The following is a 24079-nucleotide window of genomic DNA, read 5'->3' on the forward strand; positions in this document are numbered from 1 at the left end:
GCAGCACATACCCCGCCGACCCGGGGGCCGCGTGACTCGCGGTAGACGTGTGCGAAACCGACCAATGGAATCGGCGTGTAAGCACCACGTTCCACAGACATGATGCCACAGCTACATGGGCGATAAGGACCGGGCAACAGACGGGAACATTAACCTCTCGTTAGACGAGTACCACGAGGGGTTCCTGAAAGACCACCCAGAGATCAACGCTTCTGCCGTTTTTCGCGGTACCCTCGATGAGTTGATCTACAAAATGGGATGGTCCCCGGACTCATCAGACGAGGATTGGACCCCAGACACGATCTGCGGAAATACGACTGAAGACACCAGCTGCGAGGCTCAAGCCACAGCGCAAGACGATGACTGAAAATGATACTACGACGCAGACTGCCGAGAGTAGTACCGACGAGACGAACGAAAATCCCGGAGGAAGCAGACTCCGGCGGATGGCCCGGATCGGTGGGGTAGCGACCGTGCTACTCCTGACCGTCGCAGTCTCGCCCGCGGCAGCGCAGGACGGGCTGGTCTGTGAGTCGAGCTTCTTGGAAAACCTATTCCAGACGTTCGTGAATTTCACGACCCTCTCCGCGGTCGTAATTTTCGTCGCTCTGTACCAGCTTGACGCCGTCATGGAGATGTTCGCATTCGGGCCGGAGCGGCAGAAACAGATCAAGCAGCATAAAAAGAAGCTCTGGGGCGGACTCCTACAGCTGATCCTAATCGGCCCGGGGATCACCGCGTTCGGTAGCGCGGTCGGTTGGGACTTCGCCTCCTGTATCGACCTCGTTCCGTTCTGATGGACAAGCGTCGGGTACTTGCCGCGGTGGCGTGCCTCGGGTTAGTGACTCTTGTCGTTTCAGCTTCGGTGGGCTCAGTAGCGGCCGACAACGATACCGAGGGGGTCGACCTCGGGTACACCGGCACGATTCACGGCCTCGATGCCGGGACGTTCGTCTCGTTGTGGGGTGATGCGACAAGTCCAGAGTGGATTCAGTTCATCTCAAACACGACGACCGAACGTGCGAGAATTGGCGAAGAAGGAGCCTCAGCCTCCACAGTCAAGACGTTCGTCGCACGTTCCGAAACCTCAGCTACGCCAAGAGGCCTGCCGCAGAAATGGAACTCCGAAGTGCTGACGTCCGCGGAAGTGATTGAAGACGCCGAGTACCACGATACGTCGGTGTATCCGGAGTCCGTGGACCCGGTCGACCGACCGATGATCGAAGACGCCCACGCGACGATTTTCTCCGTCGGGCCGTCGACAACCGTCCATGACAGCGGAAACCCGACGCGGTACATTGCCGAGTCAGGGACGGTTCGCTCCCTGACCGACTTCCGTCCCGAAGAACCAGAGTACGACTCGGGGTTCGAGGACGACAAAGTGGTTACTGACGTTGATGTAACCGCGACACGGCAAGCATCCCCGATAAACGAGACCCGGCTCATCGTGGACGGAGAAGTGATCGACACGGCAGAAAACACCCGGACAGCAGCACTCCAATATGACAAAATCGACGCTGAAACAGAGGAACTGACGGTCGAGTCGGAGCTTCACACGGAGTATGAAGTCAGGGTGGAAACAACCACAGAACGGACCTACGACTTGGGAGTTATCAAGCTCTCAGAAGTCGGGTCAGTTGATATAGATGATCTGACCGACGTACAGAACTACGTCGATGCTCGCGAGTCGGCTGACGAAGACTACGGACAGACAATCGGAGTCAATATAATCGATGTAGACAGCAACTACGGGATATTTAGCGTTTCAGATTCCGGTGTTTCACCCCGAGGCGTTCAAGCACAAGGCGCAGCTGGTATAGATCATTTCACTAACCCCACCAGTCAAAGGGATGCGTTAGAAGGAGAATCAAAACGGGAGTGTATCCCGGGCGCACCCCCCGGGGTCGGTGGTTGCGGCGGTGGGGGTGGGAGTAGCGGGGGTGACGGCGGAGGTAGTGACGGCGGAGGTAGTGACGGCGGAGGTAGTGACGGCGGAGATAGTGACGATGATGACGATGATGACGATGACGACGATGATGATGACGACGATGGAAATGAAAACCCCTTCGTTGATCTGGGATCCGTCACCGTCCAATACACCGCGGTCACGTTCGAGACAGTCGAGAACACGGAAATCCTCCGAGACACCGTCGACGTAGAGGTCTACGACCCTGAGAAGCCCGATGTGGTTGTCGGGTCAGCCACAGACGGCGCGGACTACGTTCAGGTCCGTTCCGAAGACCCGATCGCCGGGTACACGGTGGAGGACGCCCGGAGTGGAGAGCAACAGCGCGTCCGCTACGGGTGGGACTTCTACACCGCTCGCGATACAGAGTGGGACAACACGACGATCAGTACCGACACCGAGGATACGACGGTACGGTCGGTGTTGAACCCAGTCCAGACGCACGCGGCGTCGGCAGACACGTCGAGCGTCAACCCGGATAACGCGGTAGTGGACGAGCCGGACGTGGAGTACGACGAGCGAGGCGACCGGAGTGATGATCCACACCCACCGGGAGTGGGTGCTGGTGTGACGACCTACCGCGTGCCGGAGAAGGCTGTCACGCCCCACACGACAGACGTTGACGGCGGAGTCACAATCAACGGCATCGTCCCGGGATCGGGGATAGAGATTAGTAGTGACGAAATCTCAGAAGTCGAAATTCGGCCAGTTACGATAGAGACAGAGGAGAGTGATACCGAGACAGGACCAGTCGTAGAGGTCACGATCAAAGACGGTCGAACTGGGGAACCAATCCCGGGGAGTGAGCTCGCAGGGACCGTCTACGGACTCTCCGGCGTCCGGGAGAAGTCGATCGAAATCTCCGAGGACGGAACCGGAGAGTACGAGATGGAGACCTACGGGAACGGCGAGATCAGGTACGAACCTGCGCCGTGGGGAGAGGCAGAGACCCCACGGAGTTCAGCCCGGGAAACGTTCGCGATCAGCCAATTCACGGAAGGTGACGCCTTTGTGCGGCTGATCGAGGAGACGATTTACTACATCGTCATCCCGCTTCTGATCGTCCGGAAGGTTGCGAGTATCCTCCGCGGATGGAGGCCAGCGATAGAGTAACCCAGAGATGAAATCAAAACACCACAGCCAAGGCGGGCAGACTACCGCTGAGAGCGCGTCAGTAGACGGTAGCGGCCTCAGCGATACAGTCGTTCGCCAGTACGATGAAGATGAACAGGCAGCAAACGAGACAGTCGATCCGACAAAGGAGGAGGTCTTACAGGATGCGGCAGGCAACGTAGACTCAACTGGGTTTCTCGACAACCCCGGGTCGGCGCTGATCGACACGATCGGCAACGACTTCATGACTTCCGCTGCGGACACATTCACCGACCTCGGCGCGCAGGTGTTCTCGGTCAAACCGCCCGAGACCACCGGCCCTCTCGCGTTCGGGGAACCAAAGACAGGGGCTCTCTTCGGGCAGTTGACCCACATGGCGTGGGAGAGAACGTGGCCGGGAAGCGGCGAAGCAGACATAGCGGCGTTGGCGGTGTTAACGCTTGTAGTCGCGTATCTCGTGGCTACAACGCTCGGGATGTTCCGGTTTGGAGCATCCTCAAATGACAAGAAAAGCTTAGTCGAGGGCTTGGCGCTCATCGTGATGTGGTTCCCGTTAGCCCTGTTTTTCATCCAGTTGGCCTACGGGATCACGATCGCGCTCTCCCCTGAAATTTACAAGCAGTTTGCGGGGCTACTGGTCGTATCCATCTCAGCGTTCCTCGGGGGCCCAATCACCGGCTTAATCACGATTGGCGGGATTCTCGTGTGGCTCCTGATAATCGCGCTGCTTCAACTTCAGCGGTTCATGGTAGCCGCGTACTTGGTCGGCGGACCACTCCTGATAGCCGGGTGGTACTCCAACATTCCAATGTTGGACGACCTCTGTCAGAACCTACTCAAGAAGTTCCTCCCGCTGGTTCTGATGCCGTTACCGCTGGCGATCGTGTCGATCCCATTCCAAAGTCTCGGCGCGGTTCCACTTGACGGGAGCTCGCAGTACGGCCTCTACGTCGGGGCGGGATACGTCGCGTCTACGACAATCCTTGGGCCGGTCATATTCCTTGGATTTGGGATCATCGTGCTGTTCGCGATCTGGGCGCTATTCAAGTCGGCCAACCAGACGGCAGCTTCGATCATCGGGAGCGGAGCGAAGGGCGCAGCCGCACTCGGCCTCACGATGGGAGGCGCCCCGGCAGCAGGGCGTGCCCTCCTGATCGGGCGGAGAAGTACGGGACGTGCCCTTGCTTACGGTGCCGGTGACACCATCGTTCCGCGAGAGGGAGACGATATGCGATCCTCGATGGAGGAGGCTATGGGCAACTTCGAGGACAAAGCAGAATCGGTCACATCATCTGCGAAAAGCGCAGTTGAAACAGGGAAAGATCGGGCGACCAACGCAGTTTGGGGCTTCGGTAGCAACCGGAGGAAACCATGAGCGGAACTGAACCAGCAAAATCAGCAGTTATCAACGAGTCAGGCGATGAGGGACGCGTCCCGCTTGTCGGGTGGAAAAAGAGTAGTGTCATCTTCACCGGAGGAGCTGCGGCCGTGGGGTACCTCTTGGCGAGCCAACTCGGCGCGTTGTTCAGGATCCCCGGGATCATCTTCGGGACGTTCATCGGAGTGATCGTCGTCTACTCCACCCCGAGCCACCTTTCGGTGTGGCAGGCGCTCAAAGACGGTCTGAGTTATCTGAGCGAGCCGAAATATATCTACTCGGCCTCAGACCCGCACTACGCCACGGACGGCGGGAAGCGGAACGAGGGGGGTATCGTGAGCTACACCCCGCTCCAACCGGACACGCGGACACAGGACCTCACAAGCGTCAAACTCGCCCTCCCGGGAGCCGACGCCGTACTGACGAAGGGCGGGAAGATGGAGGCGATGATCGAGGTCCACGGCGACAACATGGACTTTGCCCCGCCGGCGGAGTGGGCAACAAAGCAGGAAATCGGAGCGAACTTCGCTGACCGAGAGGTCTCCGAGGAGGTCAAGGTCCACGCAACGACGCAACAGTTCAAGTTCGATGAGATAATCGAGCGGCTGGACGACCGGCTGGAAGCCGGATTCGACGAGCCTGACGACCCGGACCGGACCAAGAAGGGCGCTCGGGAACTTCTCCGTGACTACCGGGAGAACCGGCCCGACGAAATCAAGGAGCGTGGCACGCAGGAAGTCCGGTACTTCATCGTCGTCTCCGTCTCCCGCAATGACGTACTTCAGAAGTACGCTAACGAGGAGACGCCGGTCGAGCAGGCGTCTACTGCCCCGATCGTCGGCCCGCTTATCCAGCGCCTCCGAAGCGACGAGGCGGTCGACATGACCGATGAGGAGATTCGCGAGGAAATGGTTGACCGCTTAGACGACCGTGTCCAGTCGGTGAAGAACGAGCTAATCGCACAGACCGAAGGCTACGACCCAGACCGGTTGACCGCAGCAGAGATCATGATCATGTTAGCGCGGCAGTTCAACGGGAACCAGACGGAGCTCCACGGTGTCGAATCGGCAATCAACACGAAAACTGTCGTCGGGAGCAGCCGGCGTGACACCGACCTCGGGGCAGACGGACCGATGGGTAGCGGCGGCGTGTCGCTCCGTAGTGAGGGTGAGACGAAATGACCGCGGGGACCCCCGCAGTCGGTGTGCCGGCGGTTATTCCACCCGGTATCTGGAACCAGACGCTCGCCCGGCTACCCATGTTCGAGCAGGTATCGCAAGCGGTCGGGTCCCCCTCTCAACTCCTATTCGCAGGGGTGATTGGAGGGGCCGCGCTGTTCATGGTGTACGCGCAACTACGCTCCCGAGGCGACGAAACCACCTCCGTGAGCGGAGCGGCCGAGGAAGGAGAGGTGAAGGATCTCGATCTCTCGTCGGTCATGGAGGAGAACAAGCGCGCCTACGGTGATGATGAGTCGGAGTCCGCGATCGGGGAGGAGACCGGCCCGGGCGAGACAGACAGCGGTTCCGGTCGGATCGTTCGGGAGATCAGCGAGGAACACAAATCGCTCCTTTCGGCCAGCGGGATCGAGAACGACCCGCGTCACCCGCTCGTCGGTGAGCAATACGTTCAGACGTTTTACGTCCCGGCGAGCGCCTTTCCGGAAACGCCGGTCGACGGGTTCCTGAGCCCGATCTTCAGCACGACCGACGTCCAATTCGACGTGACGATGTATTTCGACCGGGAGAACCAGAACCGGGCGAAGGCGCGCTTCCGGGCCGAAAGCAACGACGCGAAAGCCGAGAAGCAGAACGCAGATGGAGCGACGATCACGAAACACGCCGAGCGAGAGCAGAAGTTCAATTCACTCTACGAGGTCGCTCAAGAGGGGACAGCAGTCTACAAAACGAGTCTCTACATTAGTGTTCGCGGCGATACCGTCGAAGAATTGGACGAGGCGAAGGCCAAACTCCGCCGGGCGCTGGCGGATGAGAGTACGCAGTTGAGCGTCAAGACGGCCCTCGGCCGGCAGACAGAGGCGCTTCAGTCGGTGTCTCCCATCGGTGAAGATACCCTCGGGTTGTCGAATCCGGAAATCTATCGCGCTACCGCGATGAGCGGCGTGTTCGGAGCCGCTTACGCGAGCTTCGTGAGCCCGACAGAAGTCGATCCGAACGGCGTCGAGTTTGGTCGGCACAAAGGCACCAAGCTCCCGGTATTCGAGGACGTGTGGACCAGCAGCGACACCGGGAACGCCATGTTCCAGTTGGCCGAACCGGGCGGTGGGAAGTCCACGACCGGGAAGGCGCTAATGAACCGTATCCAGACCCAGCGCGACGACGTGATCAGCGTGATCATCGAGCCGATGGGCAACTGGGAAGGGCTCGCGAAGGCACACGGCGCGGAACACATCACCGTCGGCGGGGACCGCGGGATCAACCCGCTTGAGATCAACGGCCTCCCCGAAGACAAGTGGGACGAGCTTGCGGACGACGAGGACCCTCTTGGGAGTACGATCGAGTCGGCAATCGCGTTCCTCGAAAACTACTTCGACACTCGCGGCCTGTCCCAGAAATTCGCGGAACACCGCACCCTGTGTGAAGAAGTCGTGAGCGACGCGTTCTACGACGCCGGAATCACGACTGACCTATCGACCCACAGCAAGGAGTCGCCAACCCTCCGGGACGTTCGCCACGACCAGCTGAAACCCCGGATGGAATCGCCGGAGGACTTCGTCGACTCCGAGCAGAGCGTCGACAACCTACGGGAGAGCGCGACGTGGCTCTACGAGCAATTCAAGAACTTCGACACCCGTGACGGCGGGGAACGGGCGGGAGCCTACGCTAACTTCGGTGAACAGACCGACTTCAGTATCCGCGGCGAGGACATGGTCTATCTGGACCTCGGTCAGAGCGAGGGGAGTGTATCGGAGAAGGCCGTTCTTACGATGCACATACTGTTGGAGAAGGTCTACGAGATGGCGAAGGAGACCGACAAGAAGGTCATCGTCGCGATGGACGAGTTCCGCTACTTCATCCGCGACGTGGCGAACATCCACTCGATTGAAAACCTGTTCCGGCACCACCGTCACCACGACATTTCGCCGTGGATCATGACCCAGACGGCCCACGAGTTTTTCCAGCGGCCCGAAGCCGAGGCTATCCTTGACGCGTGTGCGTTCACCCTCGCACAGCGATACGAGGGCATGAGCGAAGGGCCTGCCGACAGTCTCGGGTTCTCGCGCCGTCAGTACCAATTCGTGACGCAGGAAGCGCAGGCGGGCGACCCCGAACGCGGGTACGCCGACGCCCTCCTTGGTGTGGGCGGCGACTTCCGGAAGTTGGAAGTCGTCCTCCGTGACGAGGAGCTTGCGATGAGCGAGTGGGATGCCGGCGACCCGCTCCACGAACTCCCCGGCTACGAGCGCGACACCGTAGAGGCAGCAGCCGTCTCCAACGGCGACGTGAGTCCCGGCGAGACGGCGTGGGGTGCCGCCAACACCACACGACGGGAGCCCGCGGCGGACGAACCCGAGAAGACGCCGAGCGCGGACGGAGGTGTTGAGCGATGAGCGGCATCGTCGACACGATCAAGAGATCGCTGGTGAGCGACGAGAGCCAGTACCCCGCGGTCCAAGTGGGCGAAGACCTCTACGACGAGTTTAACGAGGGGATCGCGACCGCGGAAGCCGACTCCGGGCCCCGCCTTCGCGTCCGGCCGCCGCGGGAAAACACCGGGATGGACGCCAGTATCAACCTCTACGAGACCATCCACGACCCGCACGAGACCGGAATTGGAGTCGGGCGCTTCAAACTCGTCTCCACCGACTCGCACATCCACAGTCACGAGATGGTCTACGACGGTGGGAAGCTCCAATTCTTTTTCAAGCCCGACACCCGCGTCGACGCCAACCAGTTCGAGCGTCAACTCCGGAAAAACTACCCCGACGCCCAGATCAGCGAGGCCAACAAGCAGTTCCCCACCCTCGATCGCGGTGACCACATCGCGATGGCAAAGATGCGGCTGAAACAGCCGTTCTACTACCCCATCAAGTGTAAAATCGCAGAGGAGGACTTCGAGGTCGACCCCTACGGTGACATTACCTCCGACATGGTCGTCGAGGAAGACCAGACCAGCAGCGGCCAGCGCGTGCTCGCAGAGGACTGTCGCGTCATGGTCCAGACCGTGTTCGAGCCCGCACGCGACGTGTGGACCAAGCGCCGCCCCTACGGCCTCAACGTCACCGACGCTGCCGCCAAGATCAAAGAGGGCGAGGTCGTCGGCAACATGGTCGAAGGCTACGACCTGCGCGACCCCGGTGCCAAGCGGAGTCGGACCGCGAAGATCATCGACAAGCTCCACGGCGCCAAAGGCTACTATTTCACCGTCCGCGTGCTGGCGATCTCGCCGCACAAGGAGATTGCCGAGCGGCGGTGTAACACCGTCGCAAGCGACTTCGAGAAGTATTACAACTCGTTCACCGAGCAGGGGCTTGACCCCGTCGCGATCGGCCCCGACGAGATCCCACACCACCTCCGGGAGATGGCCGAGCGGACCCACTCAGTCCCGTGGAGCCAGCGGCTCAAACTCGGTCCCGGACAGCCCGCCGTCCTCCAAACGGTGAGCGCGCTCGGGTCAATCGCCCACATCCCCAACGACAGCATCAACACGCCCGTCGTCGATTGGGCGAAACAGCAGACCGGCCCGGGGATCCCCGCCGAATCCGAACAACAGGACGACGTCGAACAGGTAGACGAGAACGAGGATACTGGATACAGCGAGGCGACCTTCGGCGGTTCTGGAAGTTACCGATCCAGTACGCCGGACAGCGGTCCCAGTCCGTCACCGGACCCCGAAAGTGGCGGTGAAGCCTCTACCGGGACTCACAGTACCCCATCGGCAGAGGGTCGTTCACCCGACCCTGCCGGAGACCGGCGCAAGGACGCCACAGTTGGAGACCCAGACCCAGACCCGGACGGGAGAGGTGACTCCGATCCCATATTCGGGGGAGACGACGACAAAGCAGGCTGGGCCAGCCCCGATGCCGGCGCAGACGCCGGTGCGAGTGGCGAGGACGACGAAGACGACGAGGACGACGAAGAAAGCGTGTGGGGAGACAACCGCCGCAGCGACTTCTGATCCCCATCGCATTTTAGAGCAGATACCGACAACCCATGTTCGACAGAATACTCGGCTCAGACGACGACAACGACGAGAACGCAGAGTACGTGAGTGAACATCATCTGGTGACTTTCCGCCGCAAGGTCGAGGAGACCGCGGAGCAGGTCGAGAGTCGCCGCCTCAGCATCGACAACCGGCAGGAGTTGATCGAGTACGTCGCCACCGTACTCAGCGCCGTCGACGACGTGACAGTCGACGGTGAATCCCCGACGTGGACACCCCCGGACGAGAACCCGACGACTGACCGCATCGCCTACGATCTACGGCGACTCAAGGACTTTGTCACCCTTGATCGCCTCCCCAAGAACACGACCAGATCGCAACTCCAATCGATCCAGCGCGAACTCGTCCGGGTCGAAAACGCTCTCTCACAACTCCCGGAGTTCGACTACGCCTACACCGAGCGCGACCGAAACACGATGTACGGCGAGGAGATCCAGTCGGTCGGGATCCCCGACGAGATCGACCCGGACGAGTTGAACGCCGGGGACGACGGGAGCGAAGTCTACGCCGCTGGGAGCGCCCGGGAAGTCCTTGAAGAACTCCCGCGCGAACACCCGGACGCACCGCTGTTCGTCGGGAAGGGCACGCGGAACGGTCGCGACGCGTCGATCGACAAAGACCACCTGTTCCGCCACCGGGCGGTCTTCGGCGTCACCGGCTACGGGAAGTCCACGCTGCTCACGAACGACGCTCGGCAGCTGATCGAGTCCGGCGCCGGATTGTGTTTCATCGACCCGAAGGGCGACGACGCCCGCCGCTTGATGAAGATCATGCCGGAACACCGGCTTGACGACGTGGTGTGGATCGAGCCGGGCGCGACCGGTGACTATCTCTCGGGGTTCAACTTCATCTCGCTCAACATGGACCCCGAGGAAGACGCGTACAACGCCGCCCTTGCGTCGCTCGTCGAGGACCTGAAGAAGATGCTCGCGGCGAACGACGACTACTGGGGGCCGCGGATGGACCGCGTTGCCCAGTCGATCATCACGGGGATGAACCTCTACAACTCTCGGACGCCGGACGACGCCCCCGAGATGAACTTCGTGGATATGTACTACGTCCTCAAATCGGAGGCGTCACGCCACGAGTTTACGGCGCGGCTGAAGGAAGCCGGGATGCGGTTCATCACCCCCCACATGGAGACGGTCGCGGAGATGCCCGAGGACGACCTTGAACCGCTACTCGGGCGGTTTCTCCCGTGGATCCAGAACCCGGTCGCCCGCCGGATGATTGGCTTCCGGTCGGGCGGGGTGAGCATCCCCGACGCGATCGACAACGACAAGATCATCATCGTGCGGATGGGCTCCGAGCCGCGCGAGCTCAAGCAAATGCTCGGGATGGCGGTCATCCGCCGGGTGTGGTCGCACATCCGCGGGCGGGCCACCGAGTCGGAACACCAGCGGTCACCCTTCTACCTGTTCGCGGACGAGTTTGACAATCTCGCGCTCGCGGACGACACGATCCCCGCGATGATCTCCGAGAGTCGGTCGTATCGGCTCGCCATGACGCTCGCCAACCAGTACCCGGACCAACTCCCGAGCAACGTCATCGACGCGATCACGACCAACTGCGATACCATCATGTCGTTCAACCCGGGCGACAAGAAATCCGCTCGGACCTACTGTACGCAGTTGGGGCTGGACCCCGAGGATCTGACCGAGGAGGTCAACTACCACTACTGGATGCGGACGACCATCTCCGAGAACATGGAGCGGTCAGAGGCGTTCCGTGTGTACGCGCACCCGCCGTTCCCACCCGTCCGTAGCGCCGACGCCCGGGACGCCGCGATCGAAGCGAGTCTCAAGAAAGTCGGTCGCGAACGCCGGTCCGACGAGGAGGTCTACCAGAATCTCCTGTTCAACGAGGGACAGGGCCGGTGGGAGACCGGTATCGGGCGGAAAATGGCGATGGTCGAGGAGAAAGAGGAAAAGCTGTTTTTCGCTCGCGAACTCCAAAATGCCGTCCCGGGGCCGGAGAATCCCACCATCGACAGCGGGGGCGGTGGGGACACCACCGCGGCATCGACGACGCCCATGTCCGACAGCGAGGGCGGCGCTGGGGGTGCCGGCGAGACACCCGGGGCGTTCGGGGCGTCGACGACAGACGACGCCGAGAGCGTCGTCGAGCGCCATCTCGATACGGTCTTGGAGAGCATCTTCGCGGCCCGCCTTCGGGCAGGCAAGCAGGCCGATGAGTACGTGCCGACCGACGATGCGAAAGACGAGCTCGTGGCCCGGCTTGAGGATTCGACGATTAACAGCCTCTCCGAGCTGTCGAACATTTACGAGCGGATCAACAGCAGCTACGTCGACCGGGAACGCAAGGGTGGGACGCCGTCGATCAAGCTCACCCCCGAGGGGCGTGGAGTCGTACTCCAACAGGACACGGGGAGTGCTGGGTCCGGCGGTGGCGACGACCACCGCTGGATTCTCGGTCAATGCTACGTGGCGTTCACGCAGATCGGCTACGTGACGTGGCTCCCCGAACAGGAGGGTGAGGAGATGCCGGACGGCGTCGCAGAGGCGCCGATCGACGTGACCAACGTAGACTCGGGCCAGTCGCGGAACGAGATGATGGAGGCGATGGAGGAGCGTCGTGAGCGGCTTCGCGAGGAGTACCCCGGCGTGTGGAACTTCGCCGGCGCCGACGACGTATCGATCGAGGCAGAAACGTCGACAATCAAGTACCCGTTCCAGACGTTCACCAACCTCCGAAAAGCGAGAGAGAAAGGCGAGAAGTGCGTCTTTGCGGTGAAAGACGGGTCCGCCAACCACGGGAGCTTCACCTACTGGGGAGAGCGCGCCGAGAAGGTCATCTACGAGACAGAAGGTACCCGCCATAGCGCAGAGATTGTGAGCGATGAGATCACTTTCAGGAAGTCCCCCGGCCCCGACGGGAATCCACGGTACTACAACGACGGGGGTGGTGATTACCGGGTCGATGATGACAAGATCGCCCTCCGAGAGCGACGTCCAGAAGATGATGAAGGGCAGGGGAACATGGGGACGATCTGGTACAAGGACAAAGAGACCGGAGAAGTGGTCGCTGCTGCTGGCGACAACGAGGAGATAGCCGAAGATGGAGAGATAGGTCGGTTCGAGGACGAAGAAGCCGCCCAGAACGGGGATAAGACTGCTGTCCCCGCGTACTACGAATATGACGAGAGTGAGGGCGAGTATATCGTCTACAACGACGGCGAAAAAGAGTTCTACCCGAGTAAAGAGGAGCTTGAGGCCAACTGGGTGCCGTTTAGAGGGCCGTTCCTTCCCAAACAGCGGTTCGACACGGCAGAAGACGAAGACGATCTACCCAGTAACGACGACTTCGAGATCATCATCTTCCCGGACGGAGACAACGAGGAGTACGACCAGCCGCAACTCTACCACCGCGGCGAGTGTACCCCGCTGTTCGACCATCTCGGTGTCGAGTCCGTCGACGACGTCGACGCCGGTGAGATCGAAGGGCCCGGCGAGGTCGAAGATGCGACCGCCGACGAACCTGTTGAAGAAGACGGGACCACCGAGGACGCAGAGAGCGGCACGAGTGCTGACCCCGCCACTACGGATGCGCCATCCGTTGAGGGCTTCGAGGAAGCGCCCACGCCGGCGCGTATCGCGAGCGACGACCGGATTGACCTCACCGTCGAGGAGATCAGCGACGCCGCTGCGGACGACTACAAGCCGCCCAAGCAGCAGAGGGCCATTCTACTGACGATTGTAAACTCTCTCGCCGACCCGGACTATATGGCAACGACGCCTGACGAAGCGGTTGACCGAATCGTACTCCCGGAGGAGATCGATGAGGACGCCGGGAGCGAAGAACCGACTGAGTCGGCCGGCGAAGACGAGACCGCAACAACCCCCGAGGAGTCGCCTGAATCCGATGAGCGCGCCGAGCAGCGCGATACAACGGCCGGTGAGAGCGGAGGGACGATCGGTACGTCGCCGGAGAACCCCGGCCTCTCACATCCGGGATACCACGAGGCACCAACGCCGACGCGGATCGCGAAGGACGACCGGTTAGAGCTTACACCCGAGGAGGTCGCCGAGATCGCCCGGGGCGGACGCGACATAAGTGTCGACGAGAGTGTCATCCTCCAATCGGTCCTTCAGCGGCTTGCGGAGGGGAACCCCGAGTACCCCGTCGAGGAGATCCCCAATGAGATCGTCATCCCCGTCGATGGTGTCGGCGCATACGCAGCCGATGAGACCGACACGTCCACCGAGCCGGCACCCAGCGAAGCCAACACCCCCGGGGAGTCGCCGACAAGCGACAGTCAAGTTACCCCGGAGGAGGTGGCCGAAGACGACCGTGTTGACCTGTCCGTCGCAGCGATACAGGCATTCGCCGATGGTGAGCTCACGCCCACAACGGAGCAAGAAGTGGCTCTCAAATCCGCCGTTCGTAACCTCTCAAACGGTGGGCGCGGAGAGGTCCGAACCACGGAAGATGCGAGAGATGCGATCGCGTTTACGCCCGAGAAGCCTGATGGCGAGGAGACAGAGCCACCTCAAAACGAGGTCGACGATGAGGATTGGGCGGGGATGGCTGAGGCAGAAGCCGAGTCGGACAGCTCATCGGTGGAAGTCGAGGAGGAGAAGGATTCCATCTTGATGGGGAACTTCGGAGGGGACGACGACGACGAAGTCGGTAGCTAATACCCCACCACCCGCCCCGGACCGTCTCTATTCTACCCACAGAACCACCGTTGATCGCGTAGGGACAACGAGAGCAACCGGAGATTCGCGTGATATAATTTCAAGAAAGGGGCCGAGAGAAAATATCAGGGGTAAACGAGAGGGATCAGAGGCGAATTGGAACCCGAATCACGGCTCCGAACCAGACGATCACGCTACCCTATTCGGCGGGAGATTCGACCCCACCTTCGTCGTCCAAGACTGCTTCCAGATCAACACCATCGTCCGCTTCGAGACTCTGAGTGAGGTGGTTGTACGCGGCGACACGAAGTTGCCGAATCCCATCTTCGTCGCCGACCTCTGTTTCTTGAACTGCCTCCATATCGATCCCAAATACCTCGCTGAAAATGAACTGCTGTTGCGGCACCGCCCGCGAGATCGCCTTGAGCTTCGAGGCCATATCCGCGTCGACTGCGCCCGTCTCACTCTCTTGGATCCCCTCCAAATCGTCGGTAATATTTTCAATTGATTCTTGTATGTCAGAAAGTTTCTCGTTAATCCGTGCGATCTCCTCCCCTGACACGCCGCTGGCCGGGTCGGTCTCCGCACCGTTCGACGACTGCGATTGCTCGATCTCGCTGACGATCTTGTACCCCTTGTCAGTCAGCTCGACACTCCGTGGACCGAACCGTTTACCCTCGATGGACGGGCCGTGTGTCCGAAGCCACCCCTTGCCGGACTCCCCGAACCCACGACTGTCATCGCCATCGCGACACCGGTACGCGACCTGCGTTTTCGACAGGTCAGTCTCACTCCGGATTGACGTGACGTTCGCCGCTGTTTCACCCGGTTCTGTATTATCGTAATCTTGAGGATTTTCTAATATGTTTCGGACAGTTAACAGAAAGTTCACGTCAGCCGCGCTCAAATCGTGGTCGATTATGACGCCCATTGATTCTGGATCCCTCGTTGTAAAACACGACTCAACCCCGCCACTTAACGATTATGCCCCTCGCTCTAAGTGACTCATTAACCCCATTATTGACTACCCACATATTCTCTAAGTGGGCTATTATACCCACTTACCGTGTACCCACTTACAGATCCGGCTAATACACCCACTTAACAACCCGCTTAATTTGTACCCACTCATCCAGTAACCCCTATATATGCCCCGTATCCCACCCCCCTATCACTCAATAAGTGGGGTATAACCCCCCATATCTATACCCCATCCCCCCCTTGACCGCACTAATATGGGCGATACCCCCCACTTACCAAGTTGAGTGAGAGAGGATGTGGGGTCCCTCGCCCATCGACAGACTACGATCCCAATGAGACGACGACCGTGGACCGTGGAGACAACGACGCGAAGCCCGACATGAGATCGTGTGCTGACCGTGCTCGAAACAGCACCGTGATCGTCGCCGTCGACACCAGAAGTTGAGCTCGCGCACTATATCAGAAACCAGAGAAAAGTGAGACGTGGACCGTCGCAACGACGCCACGATCTCGGACGACAGATGAGACGATCGACGACGTCGACACCGTGGAACGAGGCAGCGCACAGCGCAGAGTTGAACCCCAGATGAGTCGCGTGGATCGTCGCCGTCGACGACGCAGACGATGACCGCACATCGAGTGCGAGCTCACGCTATCGCGTGAGCGATCGCGAGTGTGATCCGCGTTGACCGCGAGCCGACTCGACGCAGTTCGACACCTGATCGCGTCGCTCGTTGACCGCGTCTCGACGACGTTGACCGCGCTTCCTTGCGCGCGTTACAGCACAGCAACTTTCCGCACGTGGGGTGCGCGCTCACATCCTGATTTTCCACGGATCGACACCGCCGATAGACGCCGCAACAGCGACGCGAGACGACCCACGTTGATCGCGTTGACCGCGGAGTGCTCGCGTTGCTCGCGAGAGAGACGACCGTCGATCGCGTCGCGTTCGCACCGCACGTTGAGCGCGTGGAGTCGCGCACAAGCCGCACCGTCGATCGTCGTCGTCGACAGCGTGGATCGTCGCCCGCGTTGTGAGCCTGACCCCCAGAGAGCGTATCGCGAGTGTGGAGCGCAGAGTCGTGATCGTGGAGTGTGGAGTGGAGTGCGATCGAGGGAGTGCCGAGTATGATGCGTGCCCCGTGGACCGTCGCCTATCGCGTCGTAACCCCCGATATTCTCTCAAAGCAAAACACTCTTGAAGAATCCTTACGTGGGGTTGTGATATGGACCGTGGATCTGACCGTGGATCGAGGGGGGTTCGAGCGTGACCGAGCGAGGTCCGACCGCGCGTGCTGATTCCGCCGCGGAGGAGACCGAGTCGTCGTCGCCAGCGCCGACCGCGAGCGAGTCGCGATCGGAGGAGCCGAGCCGAGACGCGTCAGCCCGCCGTCCCACGTTGCGGTCAGGGGTGCTGCGGCGATGAGTGGTGAAGTCTCACGACGGAGACCACCGGCGACAGGGATCGTTCCAATTGTGGGAGGCAATGAGGGCCACAGAGAATTCGTTGAGGAAGTCAGACCGGACGCGGTCATTTTGAGAGTACGGGAGGCGAAAAGGCTATTAGCCAATTACGGGAGAGAGGTTAACTCATGGTTTCCAGACGAGACAACAGTCATCACGAGGCGATATGCTGGCAGTAGGGAGGAGTTAGTATTTTCGTGGAGAGAGGAGAAGAATTGGGTTGAGGCGTTTGAGCCGGATTATCACATTCCAGCGTTTCGCGTAGTTGAAGCGTCAAATGAGGCGTTTTCGCGCGTGGATGGGTGTGAGCGAACTGCCCTCGGAGCCGAGTGGATGAGAGAGAAGCTACCAGAGCAGATCAGCATTATACCCTCCGTGAAGGGGGCGAATTTGGATGAACGCACGATATGTGAACAGGTCGTAGGCAAGTTACAGCCCGATATGCTGGCAGTTGGCTATACAGAGTATTCAGCTGTCAGTAACGGCGAGCAGTCGATTACCGAACACTTGGAAGCCGTGGCACGGGAGACAGCTGAGAAACCAGTATTACTTCTCGGTAGTGCGTCACCAGACCTGTTGAGCCAACTCCCCGACAACGTGGTCGCAAGCACGCAGGAGCCGCATAATCTCCTGTGGAGGAGGCAGTCGGAAATACGAAAGTCGTATCGCGACCTTGAGGCGGAGGTACGGGAGGCGTTGGGGTACAGGCACGATGGGGAGGAGACGGAAACAGGAGGGGAGAAGTAGAGATGGAGATCGCTCGGAGCGGAGAACGCAAGATCAACGGCAAGCGCGTCAGGGTGCGGCCACCGGTCGGAGGCGTGGTCCCGCGGGTGGAGAAGGGGCAGGCCCACCGGGAGTTTGTCGAGGCGGTCGAGCCGAACGCGGTGATGTGTAACGTGTTGGCGGCGCGGCGGATCGTGAAGGACGGAGAGACGGCGGAGTCGTGGTTTCCGTCAGGGACGACCGTGGTAACGACGACGACGATCCCGGACGACGACTTGGCGCGACTGTCGTGGGAACGCGAGGCGGAGATCGTGGAGTCATTCGCCCCGGATTATCACATTCCGACTGATTATCCGGTGTACGGCGACGACAAGCCGTATCAGCGCGTCGACGGGTGCCGGCGGTGCGCCCGTGGGACGCGGTGGATGCGCGAGGAGTTGCCGGCGACGATCGGGATTATCCCGCTGGTGAAGGGAACGACGCCGGACGAGCGCGCGATTTGCGAGCGGTCGGCGGCGAAGTTGTACCCGGACGTGTTGGCGGTGTACGCGTCGCAGTATTTCAGCGCGGGCGGCGGGGGCGGGCGGAGCCGGCTTGTCGAGGACGTGGAGGCGATCGCCCGGGAGACGGACGATATGCCGATCCTGATTGTGGGCTCGGCGTCGCCGTGGGTATTGAAGGAACTGCCGGAGTGCGTGGTCGCCGGCGCGGGGCTTCGAGCATGGCGGGAGCCGGTCGCGCCGCGGTCGAGCGCGCCGCCGGAGATGCGGAGGTCCTACGGCGAGCTGGCGAGCGAGGTCGAGGAGGCGATTCTCGGCGCGGACGCTGACGTTGAGGGCGCGGCGACGGAGGGGGAGGGGTAGCGATGGGGGGCGGAGATTCCCGACCGCGTGAGAGCCGGTCAAACGAGTACGAGCCGCGAGAGCCGGACGACCAGCAGGGACCAGTCTCGGGGAGTACGGGAGGCGAAGGCGACACGGTCCAGACGGAACTGTCGGGGTATGTGCGCGAAGGGAACCCGTCCGACGAGGGGCCGGTCCCGGAGTTTGGCGACGGCGAGGATCCGTTCGCGGAGTTGGGCGACGCGGACGGCGAGGACGAGGAGGACGACCGCGGGCTGTTCATAGAGGTGGGCAAACCGGACGGCGAGGACGACGACGAGGGCGACAACGAGGACGACCGCAGGCCGTTCGCAGAGTTGGGCGACGCAGACGGTGAGGAAGGACGGGAGGCAGACCCGGCCGAGCGTGCCGAGCAAGCGGCCGAACGGCAAGCCGAGGGCGACGCCGAGAGCGACGGAGCGGATCAGGGTGAGGAAGGCGAGAGTGCGGCCGGAGGCGAGTCGGAGGCGTCACAGGGGCGAGTGAAGCGTATGGCGGCAATGGCGACGGTGTGGTCCGGCGCGCAGACCGGAACCGCGGCGGTCGAGAGCGGGGAGCGACGCGCAGAACGGATTGCCGAGTTAGCGGCCCGGCGGGCCGAGGAGGAGGCCACCAACCCGGACGAATAGGTCGTGAGGCGATGCGATCGAGCGCCGGAGGCACCGCAGAGGCGGCGCGCGGTGCCTGATCAGGCGGCGTATGCGGTCGCGAGGAAGCCGTAGGCACCGAACGCGGCGACGAAACTCCCGCGAAGGACGCCCGGTAAGAGGGCGCTCCCCGGGTGGATCGCAGCGACGAGGAGGCCGGCGATCGCCGCGGTGATGAGCGCGGGGATCAGGTTGAGCGCGAAGGCGATCGTGAGCCGCGCAGCGACGACGCGTTTTGTGAGCGGTTCTGTCGAGGTGGGTGTTGGGTGTGCCATCGTTCTGTACCCATCTCTCCGTAAGAGCCGTACCTACTTCAAACCTTCATACTGGAAGTAATGGAAAATATTAAGTCCCCGTGGGGCCATGATCCGATGAGGTCAGAACGATGGCAACACAGAACCCACAGGAGCCGGAGAGCGGGCCGAATAAGGAGGTCTACGGCTGGGTTTCAGTCCCAGTAGACGTGAAGTGTGACGGCCGGCTGTCGGACGGAGAGGTGCGGGCAGCGTTGCTCGCGCAGACGGCCGCGGAGACGGACCCGGAGAACGTCGAGGTTGACAGCTCCGAGGATCTGGACGGCAAGAAGGTACACGTCCGCGGCTGGGCGTCGATCCCGGTCGAGACGGAGTTACCGGCCGCCGCGTCGGACGAGGAAGTGCGGAAGGCGTTGCTGGGGGAGACGGCCGCCGAAACGACCACAGAGAACGTCGAGGTTGACCACGTAGGGGCGTAGACAGCGAGATCCCCGTCCCGTTACCCGAGGGGGGAGTTTTTGCCGTACATTTCTATACTTAGACTAATGGAAAAGACTTAAGTCCCCGTAGCCCCTTGTTACAGTTGAGGTCAGAACGATGGCACCCACTCAGACCCAGTTGACTGATACGGCGTTTGGCCCGCGGCCGAGTATCGAGGTCGGAATTTTGGAGGACGGAGCGCGGCTTGATGGGCGCGCTCGGCGGGCAATGTCGAGCCGGATGTTGGTTTTGCCGGTGTTCGACGGCGACGGCGAGGCGACAGGGACCTACCGCGTGGTCCGGTCGTCGGGGACCTACCGCGTGACACTTGGCGAGGACGGCGGGTGCGACTGCCCGGACTCCCGTCACCGCGATGCGACGTGTAAGCACCAGCGGCGGGTGGCCCGTGAGATCACGGACGGCCGTGTGCCGAATCCGGGCGAGGAGGTCCACCTGTTTTTCGCGGACACGGTGCCCGAGATCCGCGGGCGGCTTCGAGACGCCCGCTCGGCGCTTGAGACGGGACAAGTCCCGGCGGGAGCAGACGCGAGCGAACTGTCGGAGACGGTCGAGCGGTTCGAGGCGGAGTTGACGAAGGCGGTCGACAAGTACGGCGCGCTGTAAGCGCGCGCCGGCCTCGGCCGTCGGAGTGACCAGCGACCAGTAGCCGGGCGGCCAGCGGGATCGAGAGCGAAGTCGAAGCCATAGACGCGCCGAGAGCGTCGCAGCACGCCGGCGCAGCGAGCCGGTGGAACCGCCCGGGCAAGACGTCGAGGGCGCACAGTCGCCGCGCAGGGCGCGAGCGCGAGCTTGTGAGCAGCGGGTGAACCGGCGCCGGCAGGGTGGAGAGTTTCACCCACTTCAAAGTACCATACGGATAGTAATGTAAAGGCTTAAGTCCCCGTAGCCCCTTGTTACAGTTGAGGTCAGAGAACGATGGCAACCGCGAACTCCCCCACCACGACCGAGACGGACGAGCCGCGAATTGAAGGGCCGATCACCGAGTTTGACCGCTACGGCGACAAGACGGGTGCGACGTACTTCCGCTGTTCCGGGTGCGGCGTCGAGTCGATCAACAAGAAGGGCATCACGGGCGAGGACGGACACGAGCCGTGCCCGTGCCGCAAGTGAGGTAGGCGCGGCGGCGGGCGGTGTTGCGGGCGTATCGGAGTCAGGTACCCGCTGGCAGCGGCGGGCGGATTTTCTCCCCGGTCGACGCGTCGAGGAGCAGGGACCGCGCGATCGGCGGCAGTCGCGAGGTCGACAGTCGCGAGATTGTCGTGCGGTGCGGTAGAACCGGCGCCGGCGCGCAGGGGCCGAGCGTGAGTCTGTGGCGCGAGCGCCGGCGGTGCGGTCGCCCCTCAGTAGATCCGGCCGAACCGAGTAGTGAGGAGCAGCGGGGCGAGCGAGCCGGCGGCGAAGGCAACCGGGAAGATCACGGCGGCGGAGACACCGAGCGCCGACAGCGTGAGCGCGACAGCAACGCCGAGCGCGGGCGACAACACCGACACCGTGAGCAGCGTCGCCGGAATCGCGGCGGAGTCGAAGACGTTGAGCGGGCGGTTCGAGCGGGATAGGTCGTTGCGTGCCATCGTTTTACCCATCTAATCGTAAGGGGCTGTACCTACTTCAAACCTTCATACGGATAGTAATGTAAAGACTTAAGTCCCCGTAGTCCCTTGTTACAGTTGAGGTCAGAACGATGGCAGACGACAACGACACGACCGACGACGTGGAAGTGACGAAGAACGAACGAGTTACCACCGGTTCAACGATGGTCGGGAAGGTGACGCGCGGCGAGGATACGCGCGATCAGGACACCCTGAAAATCAAAGGCCGCGGCGAGACGATGGAGGAGGCCGCGGAGGACTTCGCGGAGGGGCTTGAGAAGGCCGAGGAAGGCAACTTCGCGGAGCGGCTTCGGGCGCTCGGGAACGAGACGGACGACGAGGAGGAGAGCGACGAGTAGCCGGCGGAGAGCCGGCGGCGACGGCCGGTGTGTCGAGCGGCAAGCGGCGGCGGGCTGTTTTCACGGCGGTGCGGTCGACGTCCAGCGGGCGGTGAGCAGCGGCGCACAGCGACGTGAGCGACGTGTGCGGCGTCGAGGTGCGTCAAGGTGCGTCGAGACGGCCGAGGCCGTGAGCAACAGCAGCGCGGAGCAGCGCCAGCGTGAGCTCGCGCTCGGCGGTGCGAGTCGGAAAGAGGGAGTCGGGCGCGAGGCCGCCGCGGGCCGGCTTAGTGGAGCCGGCCGTAGGTCGCGAGCAGGACCATCGAGGCGAGGCCGCCGACAGCGAACGCGGCGAGGCCGATGATGATCGGCGGTGCGCCGAACGCGTTGAGCGTGAAGCCGACAGTCGGCCCGAACAGGGCGGGGCCGAGGAACGCCAGCAGCAGCGAAACGGTCAGGTCGGCGGTGCTGAAGTCGTTGAGGTGGGTCGTGTTCGTGGGTGCCATCGTTCTGTTCCCATCTAATCGTAAGGGCCCCCACCCACTTAACTTTTTCCATTAGTCCCCGTATGAAGGTTTAAGGTGATAGCGCCCTATGATCCGATGAGGTCAGAGAACGATGGCAACCCCGGAACAAGCGGCCGACGACGACAACGGCATTCAGGAATTGTACGAATCGCCCCCGGACATTGGGACGTGGGTCCGTGTGTGGACTGACAACTACGCGCTGCGGTTGTGGGTCGAGAAGACGGTGCCGGCCGAGGCGGGCGCCGTGGTGGACGACGAGGTGAAGATCATCGGCGAGGGCCGAGGCTTCGAGACGGACGCAGATCACGGGCAGACGAAGGTCGAGGTCGAGGACACGGCCGACGGCTACGACGCGTATGTCAGTTACCACTACCCCGACCGCTCGGGGTCGAAGCGGAATATCCCGGTCGAGCGGGTGGAGGTGGTCCAATGACGGTCGCGACGGGCAACGTGACGCGGATCCCGGAGTCATACGACACGCTCCAAGAGATCGACGCGACGGGCGCGGAGATCGTGAACGCGATCCCGGAGGTGGACCAACAGCGGCTTATCGAGTGGTACGACCGAGACGGCGGCAACTACTCGGGCCCTTCGGCGGAGAAGGCGGACAACCTCGCGGACGAACTCCCGGAGGAAGTGTTGGACGACTGGGAGACGTGGATCCACGAGGCAATTCGACCCGGTCGCGGGGAAGTCGTGATGTACGTCCTTGAGGCCCGCGAGGACGTGTATATCCATACCAACGCCGTAGACTACGAGATCGTGATGAATCTCGGAGAGCCGCCGGTCGATCCGGATCAGTTGATGGTGTAAGCGGGCGGCGGCGATCGCCCGCGCTTCCGCGGAGAGAACAGCGACCAGTAGCCGCGGCGACGGCGGCCGAGGTGGAGAGCGGCGGAGTCGTCGAGCAGGCGGGAAGGGTGTGCTGCGAGCGCGCTCCATGCTGGTGTGAGCGTGAGCTCGCGCTCGGCGCGGAGAGAGTCGGACAGGTGGAGTCGTGAGAGAAACAGCGACAGCGACGCGAGCAGCGCCGAGAGGGCGCCGTGAAGCGCCCGGAGGACGTCGAGCGGCCGGAGGTGCCGGCGGCCGCGACGAGGTCGGCAGTCGCGAGGCCGCGGGGCGGCCGTGGGCGCTTACTCAGGGATTAGCCATTGGGGGAGCGTCCCGTATTCAAATTCAAGTGCGGCGTCCTTGGGATAGAGCGGGGCGGATTGTGCGATCGCCAACTCCCGTGAGCCGTCGGGGTAGTGCCCAACCATGACGTGCGCGCCGGCGAGGCCCATCCCATCAACATGATCAACCGTTTCGTCCGAGGGGTCGTGTTCGCGGTATGTGGGTGCCATCGTTCTGTTCCCATCTAATCGTAAGGGGCTACACCCACTTAAGTTTTTTCCATTAGTTCCAGTATGGTAGAGCCTTGTCGCTGGGGCCGGATCGCGGCCGCCGATCTGCCCTGAGTACCATACGAGGAATAATGGAAAAATTTAAGTCCCCGTAGCCCCTGATCCGATATGAGGTCAGAACGATGGTAGTGATTTCCCGCGGTCAGGCCCGAGAAGCCGAACGGTACGACGCGATCAAACACGAGATCCCGGACGCCGCGGCGCGCGCCGAGGCGATGTGCGAAGACCTGCGCGAGCCGGCGGAGCGCGAGGCCCACGGCATCGAGAACGTGGCCGACGCGGTGGAGGTTGTCACCGAAAAAGTGGTCGCGGAGATTGAGAGCGCGCCGCTGCCGGCGGAGGATCGGCACTTCATTGACGACGAGGCCGACCGAGCGCGCGAGGTCATCCCTGAAATCGTCCGACAGGCGGGCCTCGGCCTGAGCGCGGAGTAAAGGGCGGCGGAGCCGCGCTTTCGATGCGCCGATCC

The 24079-nt window shown here is 62.0% G+C and carries 23 protein-coding genes; 18 read left to right on the forward strand and 5 right to left on the reverse strand.

What is annotated here, in order from left to right; translation table 11 throughout:
* Positions 1-115 precede the first annotated feature (115 nt).
* The 8 genes from DVK07_RS10105 to DVK07_RS10145 all read left to right on the forward strand — a co-directional run bounded on the left by DVK07_RS10105 (position 116) and on the right by DVK07_RS10145 (position 14299).
* Positions 116-367, forward strand: coding sequence for a hypothetical protein (locus tag DVK07_RS10105; protein WP_121596940.1), 252 nt, complete (start codon positions 116-118; stop codon positions 365-367).
* A 79-nt stretch (positions 368-446) separates the two neighbouring features.
* Positions 447-797, forward strand: a complete 351-nt coding sequence (locus tag DVK07_RS10110) for a hypothetical protein (RefSeq protein ID WP_121596941.1) — start codon at positions 447-449, stop codon at positions 795-797.
* Positions 797-3079 (forward strand): hypothetical protein, encoded by a 2283-nt coding sequence (locus tag DVK07_RS22630; RefSeq protein ID WP_158603137.1) that lies wholly within the window; start codon positions 797-799, stop codon positions 3077-3079. The genes DVK07_RS10110 and DVK07_RS22630 overlap by 1 nt, the downstream gene beginning before the upstream one ends.
* A 7-nt stretch (positions 3080-3086) precedes the next feature.
* Entirely contained in the window at positions 3087-4454 is a 1368-nt protein-coding gene (locus DVK07_RS10125; protein WP_121596943.1) for a hypothetical protein, read from the forward strand.
* Positions 4451-5638 (forward strand): hypothetical protein, encoded by a 1188-nt coding sequence (locus DVK07_RS10130; protein WP_147441093.1) that lies wholly within the window; start codon positions 4451-4453, stop codon positions 5636-5638. Before DVK07_RS10125 ends, DVK07_RS10130 begins: the two co-directional genes overlap by 4 nt.
* Before the next feature lie 158 nt (positions 5639-5796).
* Positions 5797-8028, forward strand: a complete 2232-nt coding sequence (locus DVK07_RS10135; protein WP_147441094.1) for a VirB4 family type IV secretion system protein — start codon at positions 5797-5799, stop codon at positions 8026-8028.
* On the forward strand, positions 8025-9596 hold the full coding sequence (locus DVK07_RS10140) for a hypothetical protein (protein ID WP_121596946.1): 1572 nt from the start codon (positions 8025-8027) through the stop codon (positions 9594-9596). The genes DVK07_RS10135 and DVK07_RS10140 overlap by 4 nt, the downstream gene beginning before the upstream one ends.
* A 35-nt stretch (positions 9597-9631) precedes the next feature.
* Positions 9632-14299, forward strand: a complete 4668-nt coding sequence (locus DVK07_RS10145; protein ID WP_121596947.1) for a TraM recognition domain-containing protein — start codon at positions 9632-9634, stop codon at positions 14297-14299.
* A 199-nt stretch (positions 14300-14498) separates the two neighbouring features.
* Here DVK07_RS10145 and DVK07_RS10150 read toward each other — a convergent pair whose 3' ends face one another.
* Positions 14499-15230, reverse strand: coding sequence for a hypothetical protein (locus DVK07_RS10150; RefSeq protein ID WP_121596948.1), 732 nt, complete (start codon positions 15228-15230; stop codon positions 14499-14501).
* A gap of 1472 nt (positions 15231-16702) precedes the next feature.
* Here DVK07_RS10150 and DVK07_RS22090 point away from each other — a divergent pair.
* Genes DVK07_RS22090 through DVK07_RS10165 form a run of 3 tightly spaced genes read left to right on the forward strand, consistent with a single transcriptional unit; the run spans position 16703 to position 18980 of the window.
* Entirely contained in the window at positions 16703-17491 is a 789-nt protein-coding gene (locus DVK07_RS22090; protein ID WP_147441095.1) for a hypothetical protein, read from the forward strand.
* A gap of 2 nt (positions 17492-17493) precedes the next feature.
* Complete coding sequence (locus DVK07_RS10160; RefSeq protein WP_121596950.1) at positions 17494-18333, forward strand: hypothetical protein; 840 nt, start codon at positions 17494-17496, stop codon at positions 18331-18333.
* Between the two features lie 2 nt (positions 18334-18335).
* Complete coding sequence (locus DVK07_RS10165) at positions 18336-18980, forward strand: hypothetical protein (protein ID WP_121596951.1); 645 nt, start codon at positions 18336-18338, stop codon at positions 18978-18980.
* Between the two features lie 59 nt (positions 18981-19039).
* On the opposite strand, the gene DVK07_RS10170 is transcribed toward DVK07_RS10165, so the two are convergent.
* Positions 19040-19273 (reverse strand): hypothetical protein, encoded by a 234-nt coding sequence (locus DVK07_RS10170; RefSeq protein ID WP_121596952.1) that lies wholly within the window; start codon positions 19271-19273, stop codon positions 19040-19042.
* Between the two features lie 110 nt (positions 19274-19383).
* Between DVK07_RS10170 and DVK07_RS10175 the strand changes: the two genes are divergently transcribed.
* The 3 genes from DVK07_RS10175 (at position 19384) to DVK07_RS10185 (ending at position 20863) form a co-directional block, all read left to right on the forward strand.
* Positions 19384-19731 carry a hypothetical protein gene (locus tag DVK07_RS10175; protein WP_147441096.1) on the forward strand — a complete coding sequence of 116 codons (348 nt, stop codon included), beginning with the start codon at positions 19384-19386 and terminating at the stop codon, positions 19729-19731.
* Between the two features lie 256 nt (positions 19732-19987).
* A complete protein-coding gene (locus DVK07_RS10180) occupies positions 19988-20356 on the forward strand; it encodes a hypothetical protein (RefSeq protein ID WP_121596954.1) in 369 nt (122 codons plus the stop codon).
* A 312-nt stretch (positions 20357-20668) separates the two neighbouring features.
* Positions 20669-20863 carry a hypothetical protein gene (locus tag DVK07_RS10185; protein ID WP_121596955.1) on the forward strand — a complete coding sequence of 65 codons (195 nt, stop codon included), beginning with the start codon at positions 20669-20671 and terminating at the stop codon, positions 20861-20863.
* Between the two features lie 230 nt (positions 20864-21093).
* Here the strand turns inward: DVK07_RS10185 and DVK07_RS10190 are convergent, their stop codons facing one another.
* Complete coding sequence (locus tag DVK07_RS10190) at positions 21094-21336, reverse strand: hypothetical protein (protein WP_121596956.1); 243 nt, start codon at positions 21334-21336, stop codon at positions 21094-21096.
* Between the two features lie 98 nt (positions 21337-21434).
* Between DVK07_RS10190 and DVK07_RS10195 the strand changes: the two genes are divergently transcribed.
* Positions 21435-21701, forward strand: a complete 267-nt coding sequence (locus DVK07_RS10195; RefSeq protein ID WP_121596957.1) for a hypothetical protein — start codon at positions 21435-21437, stop codon at positions 21699-21701.
* A gap of 266 nt (positions 21702-21967) precedes the next feature.
* Here the strand turns inward: DVK07_RS10195 and DVK07_RS10200 are convergent, their stop codons facing one another.
* Positions 21968-22186 carry a hypothetical protein gene (locus DVK07_RS10200; protein WP_121596958.1) on the reverse strand — a complete coding sequence of 73 codons (219 nt, stop codon included), beginning with the start codon at positions 22184-22186 and terminating at the stop codon, positions 21968-21970.
* 112 nt (positions 22187-22298) lie between these two features.
* On the opposite strand from DVK07_RS10200, the gene DVK07_RS10205 reads away from it, so the two are divergent.
* Entirely contained in the window at positions 22299-22640 is a 342-nt protein-coding gene (locus tag DVK07_RS10205; protein WP_121596959.1) for a hypothetical protein, read from the forward strand.
* Complete coding sequence (locus tag DVK07_RS10210; protein WP_121596960.1) at positions 22637-23020, forward strand: hypothetical protein; 384 nt, start codon at positions 22637-22639, stop codon at positions 23018-23020. Before DVK07_RS10205 ends, DVK07_RS10210 begins: the two co-directional genes overlap by 4 nt.
* A gap of 320 nt (positions 23021-23340) precedes the next feature.
* Here the strand turns inward: DVK07_RS10210 and DVK07_RS10215 are convergent, their stop codons facing one another.
* A complete protein-coding gene (locus tag DVK07_RS10215; RefSeq protein WP_121596961.1) occupies positions 23341-23550 on the reverse strand; it encodes a hypothetical protein in 210 nt (69 codons plus the stop codon).
* 188 nt (positions 23551-23738) lie between these two features.
* On the opposite strand from DVK07_RS10215, the gene DVK07_RS10220 reads away from it, so the two are divergent.
* On the forward strand, positions 23739-24044 hold the full coding sequence (locus tag DVK07_RS10220; protein WP_121596962.1) for a hypothetical protein: 306 nt from the start codon (positions 23739-23741) through the stop codon (positions 24042-24044).
* The last annotated feature ends 35 nt before the right edge of the window (positions 24045-24079 follow it).

This window comes from Halorubrum sp. Atlit-26R, assembly GCF_003666015.1.
Lineage (GTDB): Archaea > Halobacteriota > Halobacteria > Halobacteriales > Haloferacaceae > Halorubrum.

Bases quoted from the DNA above. Each gene is read 5' to 3' on its own strand.
- DVK07_RS10105 (WP_121596940.1), top strand. From the start codon at position 116: ATGGGCGATAAGGACCGGGCAACAGACGGGAACATTAACCTCTCGTTA.
- DVK07_RS10110 (WP_121596941.1), top strand. From the start codon at position 447: ATGGCCCGGATCGGTGGGGTAGCGACCGTGCTACTCCTGACCGTCGCA.
- DVK07_RS22630 (WP_158603137.1), top strand. From the start codon at position 797: ATGGACAAGCGTCGGGTACTTGCCGCGGTGGCGTGCCTCGGGTTAGTG.
- DVK07_RS10125 (WP_121596943.1), top strand. From the start codon at position 3,087: ATGAAATCAAAACACCACAGCCAAGGCGGGCAGACTACCGCTGAGAGC.
- DVK07_RS10130 (WP_147441093.1), top strand. From the start codon at position 4,451: ATGAGCGGAACTGAACCAGCAAAATCAGCAGTTATCAACGAGTCAGGC.
- DVK07_RS10135 (WP_147441094.1), top strand. From the start codon at position 5,797: ATGGTGTACGCGCAACTACGCTCCCGAGGCGACGAAACCACCTCCGTG.
- DVK07_RS10140 (WP_121596946.1), top strand. From the start codon at position 8,025: ATGAGCGGCATCGTCGACACGATCAAGAGATCGCTGGTGAGCGACGAG.
- DVK07_RS10145 (WP_121596947.1), top strand. From the start codon at position 9,632: ATGTTCGACAGAATACTCGGCTCAGACGACGACAACGACGAGAACGCA.
- DVK07_RS10150 (WP_121596948.1), bottom strand. From the start codon at position 15,230: ATGGGCGTCATAATCGACCACGATTTGAGCGCGGCTGACGTGAACTTT.
- DVK07_RS22090 (WP_147441095.1), top strand. From the start codon at position 16,703: ATGAGTGGTGAAGTCTCACGACGGAGACCACCGGCGACAGGGATCGTT.
- DVK07_RS10160 (WP_121596950.1), top strand. From the start codon at position 17,494: ATGGAGATCGCTCGGAGCGGAGAACGCAAGATCAACGGCAAGCGCGTC.
- DVK07_RS10165 (WP_121596951.1), top strand. From the start codon at position 18,336: ATGGGGGGCGGAGATTCCCGACCGCGTGAGAGCCGGTCAAACGAGTAC.
- DVK07_RS10170 (WP_121596952.1), bottom strand. From the start codon at position 19,273: ATGGCACACCCAACACCCACCTCGACAGAACCGCTCACAAAACGCGTC.
- DVK07_RS10175 (WP_147441096.1), top strand. From the start codon at position 19,384: ATGGCAACACAGAACCCACAGGAGCCGGAGAGCGGGCCGAATAAGGAG.
- DVK07_RS10185 (WP_121596955.1), top strand. From the start codon at position 20,669: ATGGCAACCGCGAACTCCCCCACCACGACCGAGACGGACGAGCCGCGA.
- DVK07_RS10190 (WP_121596956.1), bottom strand. From the start codon at position 21,336: ATGGGTAAAACGATGGCACGCAACGACCTATCCCGCTCGAACCGCCCG.
- DVK07_RS10195 (WP_121596957.1), top strand. From the start codon at position 21,435: ATGGCAGACGACAACGACACGACCGACGACGTGGAAGTGACGAAGAAC.
- DVK07_RS10200 (WP_121596958.1), bottom strand. From the start codon at position 22,186: ATGGCACCCACGAACACGACCCACCTCAACGACTTCAGCACCGCCGAC.
- DVK07_RS10205 (WP_121596959.1), top strand. From the start codon at position 22,299: ATGGCAACCCCGGAACAAGCGGCCGACGACGACAACGGCATTCAGGAA.
- DVK07_RS10210 (WP_121596960.1), top strand. From the start codon at position 22,637: ATGACGGTCGCGACGGGCAACGTGACGCGGATCCCGGAGTCATACGAC.
- DVK07_RS10215 (WP_121596961.1), bottom strand. From the start codon at position 23,550: ATGGCACCCACATACCGCGAACACGACCCCTCGGACGAAACGGTTGAT.